Source organism: Kitasatospora sp. NPDC043950 (assembly GCF_056435345.1).
Map to the genome: position 1 here is coordinate 124,401 of NZ_JBWKER010000017.1, position 9,933 is coordinate 134,333.

Annotated in this window: 6 protein-coding genes; 3 read left to right on the forward strand and 3 right to left on the reverse strand. The window is 75.2% G+C overall.

Annotated features, from left to right (window positions below; all coding sequences use genetic code 11):
* Positions 1-179: 179 nt before the first annotated feature.
* Complete coding sequence (gene asnB / locus AC07BF_RS14295) at positions 180-2,030, reverse strand: asparagine synthase (glutamine-hydrolyzing) (protein WP_363585840.1); 1,851 nt, start codon at positions 2,028-2,030, stop codon at positions 180-182.
* Positions 2,031-2,234: 204 nt separating this feature from the next.
* Here asnB and AC07BF_RS14300 point away from each other — a divergent pair, with 204 nt between their 5' ends.
* On the forward strand, positions 2,235-2,510 hold the full coding sequence (locus tag AC07BF_RS14300) for a hypothetical protein (RefSeq protein ID WP_478318690.1): 276 nt from the start codon (positions 2,235-2,237) through the stop codon (positions 2,508-2,510).
* A gap of 82 nt (positions 2,511-2,592) precedes the next feature.
* Positions 2,593-4,419: a glutamine--fructose-6-phosphate transaminase (isomerizing) gene (glmS, locus tag AC07BF_RS14305; protein ID WP_363629411.1), complete on the forward strand. Its 1,827-nt coding sequence runs from the start codon at positions 2,593-2,595 to the stop codon at positions 4,417-4,419.
* Positions 4,420-4,525: 106 nt separating this feature from the next.
* Here glmS and AC07BF_RS14310 read toward each other — a convergent pair whose 3' ends face one another.
* Complete coding sequence (locus AC07BF_RS14310; RefSeq protein ID WP_478318688.1) at positions 4,526-5,884, reverse strand: lanthionine synthetase LanC family protein; 1,359 nt, start codon at positions 5,882-5,884, stop codon at positions 4,526-4,528.
* Entirely contained in the window at positions 5,881-9,351 is a 3,471-nt protein-coding gene (locus tag AC07BF_RS14315; protein WP_478318686.1) for a lantibiotic dehydratase, read from the reverse strand. Before AC07BF_RS14315 ends, AC07BF_RS14310 begins: the two co-directional genes overlap by 4 nt.
* 255 nt (positions 9,352-9,606) lie before the next feature.
* Here AC07BF_RS14315 and AC07BF_RS14320 point away from each other — a divergent pair, with 255 nt between their 5' ends.
* Complete coding sequence (locus AC07BF_RS14320; RefSeq protein ID WP_363629406.1) at positions 9,607-9,738, forward strand: hypothetical protein; 132 nt, start codon at positions 9,607-9,609, stop codon at positions 9,736-9,738.
* Positions 9,739-9,933 lie beyond the last annotated feature (195 nt).

The following is a 9,933-nucleotide window of genomic DNA, read 5'->3' on the forward strand; positions in this document are numbered from 1 at the left end:
GGGAATCCGCGTTATCGCCCGCCATTCGGGAGGTGTCGGCGACGCTACCGCACCGTCCGACGCCCGGGCGCGGCGGGTTGGTTCCGGATGATCACCCGGGATTCGTCACCCGGATCAATCACCCGAACGGCGCAGCGGCCCGCCGTCGAGGCCGCCGCGCCGCCCGGGGCGGCCCGCCGTCAGATGTCCAGCGTCACCTGGTAGTCCGTCAGCCAGGTGTGCAGTTCGAGCGCGAAGTCGACGGCCAGCCGGACGGACTGCGGGTCGGTGCCCGGATCGAGCGCGTCGGCGAGGCGCCGCCGGTCGAGCAGGGCGAGCGCCGGGGACTTCTGCTCGGCGGCGAGCCGGGCGAGCTCGGCCCGCAGCAGCGCCGGGTAGTGCGGGTCCTCGGTGACCGGGTACGGGCTCTTCACCCGGTCGGCGACGGCGTCCGGCAGCACGTCCCGGACGGCGGCGCGCAGCAGGCTCTTCTCCCGGCCGTCGAAGTGCTTCATCGCCCACGGCGTGTTGAAGACGTACTGGACCAGCCGGTGGTCGCAGAACGGCACCCGCACCTCCAGACCGTTGGCCATGCTCATCCGGTCCTTGCGGTCGAGCAGGATGCAGACGAAGCGGGTCAGGTGGAGGTACGAGATCTCGCGCATCCGCCGTTCCAGCGGATCGGCGTCCGGCAGGTGCGGGACTTCGGCGAGTGCCTCGTGGTAGCGGGCCCGCCGGTAGCCGGGCAGGTCGAGCTCGGCGAGCAGGCCGGCGTCGAGCAGGTGTTCGCGCGGCCCTGTGCCCTGGCCGCCGAGGCCGGTCAGCGAGACCGCCCAGGGGAAGTCGTCGGCGGCGACGGCCTTCGGGTCGTGGAACCAGCGGTAGCCGCCGAACAGTTCGTCCGCGGACTCGCCCGACAGGGCGACGGTGGACTGGCGGCGCACGCCCTGGAAGAGCAGCAGCAGCGAGATGTCCATGTCGCCGAAGCCGCCGGGCAGGTCGCGGGCGCGCAGGACGGCGTCCCGCTGGGCGAGGTCGGTGAGCGCGGCGGCGTCCAGCTCGATCACGTTGTGGTCGGCCCCGACGTGCTCGGCCAGCAGCCGGGCGTACGGGCCGTCCAGGGTCGGCCGGACCTCGCTGGCGTGGAAGTTCTCGCTCTGGCCGGCGAAGTCGACGGCGAAGGAGCGCACCGGGCCGGCGCCCTCGGCCCGCAGGACCCGGGCGGCGAGGGCGGTGACGGCGCTGGAGTCCAGGCCGCCGGAGAGCAGCGAGCAGAGCGGGACGTCCGAATCGAGCTGGCGGTGGACGATGTCGTCCAGTAGGGCCCGGACGGTGGCGACGGTGGCCTCGAGGGTGTCGGTGTGCTCGCGCGCCTCCAGCGCCCAGTAGCGGCGCACCGACACGCCCTCGCGGCGGACCCGGACGACGTGCCCGGGCCGGACCTCGACGATGCCCCGGTAGGGGGTGATGCCCGGGGTGCGGGTGAAGGCGAGCAGTTCGCGCAGCCCGTCCAGGTCGACCACCGGGCGGACGGCGGGGTGGGCCAGGATGGCCTTCACCTCGGAGCCGAAGATCACGCCGTCGGGGGTGAGGTGGTAGTGCAGCGGCTTGACGCCCATCCGGTCGCGGACCAGCAGCAGTTCCTCGCTGCGGGCGTCCCAGATCGCGAAGGCGAACATCCCGTTGAGGCGTTCGGCCAGGCCCTCGCCCCACTCCAGGTAGGCGTGCAGCACGACCTCGGTGTCGCTGCGGGTGCGGAAGCGGTGTCCGGCCGCCTTCAGTTCCGCGCGCAGCTCGCGGTGGTTGTAGACCTCGCCGCTGTAGGTGAGCGCCGCCAGCAGCCGGCCGTCGTGCTCGACGGTCATGGGCTGGACGCCGCCCTCCAGGTCGATCACCGCGAGGCGGCGGTGGCCGAGGGCGGCGTGTCGCTCCAGGTGGACGCCGCCGGCGTCCGGGCCGCGGCAGATCTGGGTGGCCGTCATGGCGTCGACGACGGCCCGTTCGGCGGTGAGGTCACGGTTGAAGGCGACCCATCCGGTGATCCCGCACATCAGCAAGCCTCCGGTCTTCCGCTACGTATGCGGAAAATGACGCTACGTGTCGGAGGGGTGCGGCTACAAGGGTGCGTCGGGAAGGAGTCGGAAGGGGCTCGGGAGGACGATGTGACTGGTTGTTTGAGCTGAAAGTCGTAAAGTCTGCCCGATTTCGGGCAGGATTCTTGGCCCCAGAGGCGGCGCGGCCTAGGCTCCTCACTCGTGCCGAGCTCACCCCACCCTCACGACGACCTCCTCGCCCACCTCACCCGGGCCAGCCCGCTCGGGCCCCGGGAGGCGGCGCGGGTCGTGGCGGAGGTGCTGGCGTACTTCTCCGAGAGCACCGAGGAGTACGTCCGCCGCCGCCACGGCGAGCTCCAGGCACGCGGACTGACCAACGAACGGATCTTCACCCGGCTCGCCGAGGAACTCCCCGCCCGCCGGGTCGCGGCACCCGAGCTCTCGGCCCGCCAGCTGCGCCGCATCGTCTACGGCTGAGCGCTGCCGGGGCGGGGGGCACGGCACTGGCGCATTCACGGCACTTACGGCACTCACGGCATTCACGAAGAGGAGACCACGCATGTGCGGAATCGTGGCCTACATCGGCCCCAAGGACGCGACCCCCTTCCTGCTGGAGGGCCTGGCCCGGCTGGAGTACCGCGGCTACGACTCGGCCGGCGTGGCCGTCACCGGGCGCACCGGCGGGCTCAAGGTCCGCAAGGTCAAGGGCCGGGTCGCCGACCTGGCCGCCGCCGTCCCGGCCCGGTTCAAGGGCGGCACCGGCATCGGCCACACCCGCTGGGCGACCCACGGCGTGCCCAGTGACGCCAACGCCCACCCGCACCTGGACGGCGCCGAGCGGATCGCCGTCGTCCACAACGGCATCATCGAGAACGCCGACGAACTGCGCGCCAAGCTCACCGCCGACGGCGTCGTGTTCCGCTCCGAGACCGACACCGAGGTGCTCTCCCACCTGATCGCCGCGCACGTCGGCGAGGGAGTCGAGCTGGAGGACGCGGTGCGCGCCGCGCTCGCCCGGGTGGTCGGCACCTACGGCATCGCGGTGCTCGACGCCGAGCAGCCGGACCGGATCGTGGCCGCCCGCAACGGCAGCCCGATAGTGCTCGGCCTCGGTGAGAAGGAGATGTTCGTCGCCTCCGACGTCTCCGCCCTCGTCCGCTACACCCGCCAGGTCGTCCACCTGGAGGACGGCGAGCTGGCCACCGTCCGCGCCGACGGCTTCCGCACCTTCACCACCGACGCCCGCACCACCCACCACCAGCCGTCCACCGTGGACTGGGAGATCGACTCCTACGACACCGGCGGCTACGAGCACTTCCTGCTCAAGGAGATCCACGAGCAGCCCGGCTCGGTCGAGCGCACGCTCAGCGGCCGGCTCGACGAGCGCTTCTCCACCGCGCACCTCGGCGGCCTCAACCTGGACGCCCGGGAGCTGCGCGAGATCCGCCGGGTGAAGATCCTCGGCTGCGGATCCGCCTACTACGCCGGCGAGATGGGCGCCCAGCTGATCGAGGAACTCTCCCGCATCCCCGCGCACAGCGAGCCCGCCTCCGAGTTCCGCTACCGCAACCCGGTGATCGAGGCGGACACGCTCTACATCGCGGTCAGCCAGTCCGGCGAGACCTACGACACGCTGGCCGCCGTCCAGGAGATCAAGCGCAAGGGCGGACGGGTGCTCGGCGTCGTCAACACCGTGGGCAGCGCCATCGCCCGAGAGTGCGACGGCGGCATGTACCTGCACGCCGGGCCGGAGATCTCGGTCGCCTCCACCAAGGCCTTCACCTCCACCGTGGTCGCCTTCGCGCTGCTCGCCCTGCACTTCGGCCGCATCCACGACCTGTCGCCCGCCGACGGCCGCCGGATCGTCGCGGCCCTGAAGGCGCTGCCGGACCAGATCCGCGAGGTGCTCGCGCAGACCGAGGCCATCGCCGAACTCGCCGCCGAGTACGCCGGATCGGCGGGCATGATGTTCATCGGCCGGGTCCGCGGCTACCCGGTCGCCCGGGAGGGCGCGCAGAAGCTCAAGGAGATCTCCTACGTGCACGCCGAGGCCTACCCGGCGAGCGAGCTGAAGCACGGTCCGCTGGCGCTGATCAGCCCCGAACTGCCCACCGTCGCACTCGTCCCGGACGACGAACTGCTCGACAAGAACCTCACCACCCTCGGTGAGATCAAGGCCCGCTCCGGCCGCGTGATCGCCATCGCGCACCGCCGCCCCGAGGACAAGCTCGCCGACCACTGCGTCCTCGTCCCCAAGAGCGAGCCCGAGCTCGACCCGCTGCTGCTCAACATCCCGCTCCAACTCCTCGCCTACCACGCCGCCGTGGCCCTCGACCGCGATGTCGACAAGCCGCGCAACCTGGCGAAGAGCGTGACGGTGGAGTAGGGCGCCCCCGAGAAGTGACGGCCCGGCGGGTGGGACGGCTTTCCTGATGCTCAGCAGCTCAGCAGCTCAGCAGCTCAGCAGCTCAGCAGCTCAGCAGCTCAGCAGCTCAGCAGATCAGCAGGAAGGCGTCCCACTCCTCGGCGGCGTCGCCGGTGCCCGCCGAGGACGCCTGCGCAGCGGTACGGGCACGGGCACGGGCGTGGGCGTGCAGGGCGAGGGCAGCGCCTGCCGTCCCCTCCAGGAGGCCGGGCGGGTCTCCGGCGCCGAGTGCCGTGTCGAGCCGGCTCGCGACGGTGGCGGCGAGCGCGGGCAGACGGGCGGTCAGTTCGGCGGAGCCGGAGTCCTCGGCCATCCGCTGGGCGATCCGCAGCAGGCCGCCGGTGCCGTGGCAGAGTCCGGGGCCCTGGAGGTTCCAGCCGGCGGGGTCGCGCAGCGTGTCGGTCAGCGCCGCGACGGCGGTGGTCCGCCAGTCGGAGCGGCCGTGGGCCGCGCCCGCAAGGAAGAGCGCGCGGGCCGCACCGGGGGTTCCGTAGCACCAGGCCGCCCGCGTCGGCTGGTCGGCCGGCAGCCGGCCGGCCTCCTCGTCCTCGACGCGCACGGTCATCGGCCAGGACCCGCCCACGCCGGGCCGATCCCCGGCCGGGTCGGGGCCCATGGGCACCGGCTCGGTCGGGACGGGCCTGTCCGGGTCGACCGGGCCGGGGATCCGCCGGGCGGCGAGCCAACTCGCCAGCGCCTCGATCGCCTCGTCCTGCCCGGGCACCTCCACACCGCGCAGCCGGGCCAGCGCCAGGAGGGCGAGCGGGCCCGGGACCCCGTGGGCCAGGCCCAGGTTGAGGTGCCCCCGGGGGAACCCGGGATCCGCGCCGGGCAGTCCCGGTCCACCGGCGGTCCACCAGCGCGGCAGCACACCGCCGGTCGGCTCGGCCAGCGCGACCAGCGCGGTGAGCAGATCGGCCAGTGCCGGTCCGGCCGGCTCCAGCGCGAGCAGCAGCCGGCCCAGGCCCGCCGCGCCCGAGACGGCGTCGAAGGTGTGTGCGCGCAGGCCCGTGCCGACGGCCAGATCGGCGCGCAGGTCGGCGACGCGCCCGGCCGCGGCCTGCCGGACCCGGGGCGTCAGCCCGTCGAGCAGCGTGCGGTACTCGCCGGGGCGCCGCGCCATGGTGCGGGCGGCGAAGGCGATCGCGGCGGCGCCGGAGAAGAGTCCGCCGCCCCGCATCGCCCCGGGGGCTTTCACGGCGGCCGTGAGGTGCCCGTGCGCGGCGCGGCGCAGCGCGGCGTCGTCCTCGCGGTCGGCCAGTACGGCGAGCGCGAGCGCGGCGCCGCTGCGGCCGGCCCCGAGCGCGTGCGCCGCTGGGGGCGGCGCGGACGCCGAGGGCGTCGTGGTGTCGGCGGCCGGTTCTTCGAGCGCACCGGGCCTGCTGAGCAACTCGGCCACGGCGCGGATCGGATCCGTCGTGTTCATCGCCCCTCCCGCGGGCTGGAGCGGCGGGCCCGGTGGGCCTCGACAGCGCCTCGGGCCAGTGCGTAGGCCCGGCGTTCGGCCTCGCGGTCGATCCCGATCAGCCGGTTGTGGCCCATGTGCAGCAGCGAGGCCAGCACCGGGTCGGCCGACGACGGCTCCACCCGGGACGCGTACCGCGCGAGTGCGACGGCCCGCTGCCGCCAGGCGTCGGCCAGCGCGGGGTCGGCGGGCAGCAGGCCGCCCGCCGGGACGGTCGGCCCGTCGGGGCCGATCGCCCGCAACGCGGCCGCGCGCTGGGCCCGGAACGCCTGGTGGTGGCGCTCCGACTTCGGATACACCCCCGCCAGCCAGGCCCCGACCGAGGGCACGCCGGGGACGGTCGGCGCGACGGCCTGCCGGTCGGTGGGGAGGCCGGCGGGGAGGTCGGCGGAGAGACTGGTGGGGAGGTCGGTGCGGCCCTCGGGCCCGTCGTCAGGAACGCGGTCTCCCACCGGCTGCCCCGCTGGCTGCCCCGCCGACTGCCCCGCGCGGCCGGCCAGGAAGGCCTGCGCGGTGCCGGCGAGGTTCACGGCGGCGAGCAGGTCCCGGGAGAGCGAGCGCTCCGCCCGGGCCAGTCGCAGCGCCGCCAGCGCGACCAGGCTGTCGGCCTGGAAGACCCGTTCGGCGTCGGCGAGCACCTCGGCGCCGCCGTAGCGGTCGGTCTCCGGCGCGTACCCCTCCAGGCGCAGGTCGGCGGCGAGCCCGGCCCGGTGCAGCTCCCGCACCCAGTCGTGCACGGTGGGCAGCAGTCGGGCGGCGAGGACCGGCGGCGCACCGTGGAAACGCAGCCGCAGATGCGGCGCGGAGTCCTGATAGCGGATGAAGAACCAGCGGTCCACGTCGGCGGGCAGGGCGTCGAGCAGCCGGGGCAGGTGTTCGACCAGGATCTCCTCCTGGCGCGCCTCGGTGGCCGCCAGCCGGGCGAACAGCCAGGATCCGCCGGGGAGTTCGACGGTCCGGTCGCGCCGGGCGGGCAGCGGGCGGCGAGGTCCGGACGCGGTCGGCCCGGTCGTGCTGCGGCGCAGCGGGACCACCAGTTCGGCGGTCCGCGCACCATCCGGTCCGCACAGCCAGCCGCCGTCGCCGGCCGGGTTGGGGTCCTCCTGGAGCACGGTGGGCTCGGCGGACCGCGCCTGGCTGTGCAACAGCCGCCGGTGCCACGGGAGGTCGAGGTCCAGGCTGATCCGCTGGTCGCCGCTGATCAGGCGGACGGCGGCCGGCACTCCCCAGCGTCGGCGCCAGCGGGCCAGGCCCTCGTCCCACTGCTCGAACGGGGCGGAGGCCGCCGGGACGGGCGCGGTCAGCCGCCAGGTGGCCGGGGCCAGCACCACCCGGCCCCGGCGGACGCGCGGCAGCACGGGCGCGCTGCTCGCCGCCCCCCAGTCCCAGGGCTGCCAGGGCCGTTGCCCGGTCAGCGTCACCTCCTGGAGGAAACGGGCCGCGTTGGGCGCACCGCTGCGCAGGTTGAGCACGTGATGGGTGGCGACGCGGACCTCGCGGCCGAGGCGGCGGGAGTACACCGCGAGCCGGTCGGGGTCGGCCAGCACGACCAGGTCGTCCAACGGAAGTACGGAGGGGCCGCCCGGGTCGGCGAAGGCGCTGACCACCACCCGGTGGTCGAGCCAGCGCGGGGTCAGGGCGATGTTGGCATGGCGCGCGCGGTACGGGGTGAACTCCAGGTGCGCTTCGAGTGCGCCGTGGTCGCCGGATCCGGTGGGCCCAGCGGACTGCACGGACCCGGCGGCCTCGGCCAGCAGTGCCCCGCCGGCCGCCGCGGGGTCGTCCGCCGACCGGCCCGGGTCCGCGCCCGGTTCGGCACCCGGGCCGCGGTCGCCCCCCGCACCCGCGAGCAGGGTGGCGAAGCGGCCGAAGGTGGCTCCGGCGCGGTCACTGCCGGCGACAGGGGAGAGCACGAGTCGGAAGTCCCCGGCGTCCAGCGCCTCCAGGGAGTCCGCCGCCAGTTCGGCGTACAGCTCCAGGGATGCGGGCGGGGTGTCGACGGCGCCGCCCGCCTCGTCGCGCGGCGGGGCCAGCCGGGCCAGCAGGTCGTCGTCCAGGAGCACTTCGGGCAGCGCGCCGTCCGGCTCCCGGTCGGCGAGGGCGCCCGCCGCCAGTTCGGCCAGCAACCGGTCGCGGGCCGCGTCGGCGTCGGTGCGGGCCCGGGCGGGCTGGGGGTTGGCCGTGCCGCGGGGGCCGGCCGGGCGCCGGTAGCCGGCCGGCGGGCCCAGGCCGGTGTCGGGGTCGAGCAGTTCGGCCAGCGGGACGGGGCTGTCCGTGCCGTACCGCTCGACGAACTCCGCGTGGTACGCGCGCAGGTGCTCGGGCCCGGGGGCCGGCGGCGACAGGCGCCAGAGGAGCGCGGCGGTCCTCTCCAGCTCGGTGCGGACCTGGTCCGGCAGGACCACCTCGGCGTCCAGGGCGAGATCCGCGTGGAGCGGGCGGTCGGCCGGGGCGAGCCGGGTCATCCGGGTCCGGAGTTCGCGCAGCAGGTCGGTGGCCTGCCCGCCGGGCAGGGCGGCGGCCTGCGCCAACGCGCTCCGGACGGCCGCCAGTTCGGGGTGCACCGGGTGGTCGGCGGGTATCCGGTCGAGCACATGGCCGAGCAGGTCGGTGCTGTCCGCCGGAGGCGTCAGGTCGGTGAGCAGGAAGCCCTGGCCGACCAGCGAGCGGACCAGGGCCGCGACGGCCTCGGCCGGGGCCGTGGGGAAGTCGGCGGTCAGCGCGGCCAGCAGGTCGCAGTGCCGGACCGGCTCGGCGGCGGTCCGGATCGCGGCCCGGACGACGGCGGTGGCCCGTACGGTCCGTTCGGCGACCGGCTCCGCCTCGGCACCGGCGGCGGCGGGCCGACGCTCGGGCAGGTACGGCAGCACCAGGCGACCGCCGCGCAGCCGGGCCTGCTGGTCCACGGCCAGCCGCAGGCCGGGCAGCACCGCAGGGTCGGTCCGCAGTCGGTCGAGCAGCGGGAGCAGCCAGCCCAGGTCGGGCCGCAGGGCGCGGCGGTCGGCCCCGCCCCAGCGGACCTTGGCCGCCGCGCCGAAGCGCGCCGGCACCACCGCGGCCATCAGCCCGAACGGCGTCGGCCGGGTGGCCATCCGCAACCGGTAGCGGCTGACCGCCTCGGCCGCCCGGCGCAGCGCGGCCGGGCGGGGCACGGTGCCTGCGGCGACCTGGTCGAGCAGGTCGGCCAGGGAGGGGCTGGAGAGCTCGATCGCCTCGCGCAGGGCCGGGTCGGCGGCGGCCTCGGCGAGGTACGTCAGGAGCGCGGTCTCGGCGGACCCCGGCGCGGTCTCGGCGGACCCCGGCGCGGGGTGCGCGGGGTCGGCCGGGACGGTGTGGCGGTGCGAGCGCGGCAGCGCGGGTGTCCGCAGCAGGACCGGGCCGGTCGCGGTGAAGAGTCCGTCCTGGGGCGCTCCGTGCGTCTCGACCACTGTGCTCCTCGTGCCTCGGTGCCTCATGCCACACGCCCCGTACCGATGCCGCCACGCGGCTCGCACTCCTGACGGCGGGTCGGGTCGTGTCTACCTCGGCGATCGAAAACTGTCCACCATCGATCGAACTGTTTCGATTTTTGGCTGAGTTAATCCATTCATCCGTGCAGAACCATTGCTGGGCCCATGCAGGAGTGCCTAACGTCCGCTGCAGTCCGCCGCGGTCAACCGTGGCACTGACGAAGGGAGGCCCTCATGGCCGACAACATGCTGGAGCTGTTCGACCTTGACGTGCAGGACCTGGTCTCGACCGAGCTCGGCGAGCAGGAGGAGTCCGCGTTCAGCATCTCCTGTGAGGGGTCCTGCACCCGTCCGTGGTGCATCTAGTCCGGTAGCAGTACCGGCACTACGGGGCGGGGGGGGGGGGGGGGGGGGGGGGGGGGGGGGGGGGGGGGGGGGGGGAGGGGGGGGGGGGGGGGGGGGGGGGGGGGGGGGGGGGGGAGGGGGGGGGGGGGGGGGGGGGGGGGGGGGGGGGGGGGGGGGGGGGGGTGGGGGGGGGAGAGGGGGGGGTAGCGGTGCGAG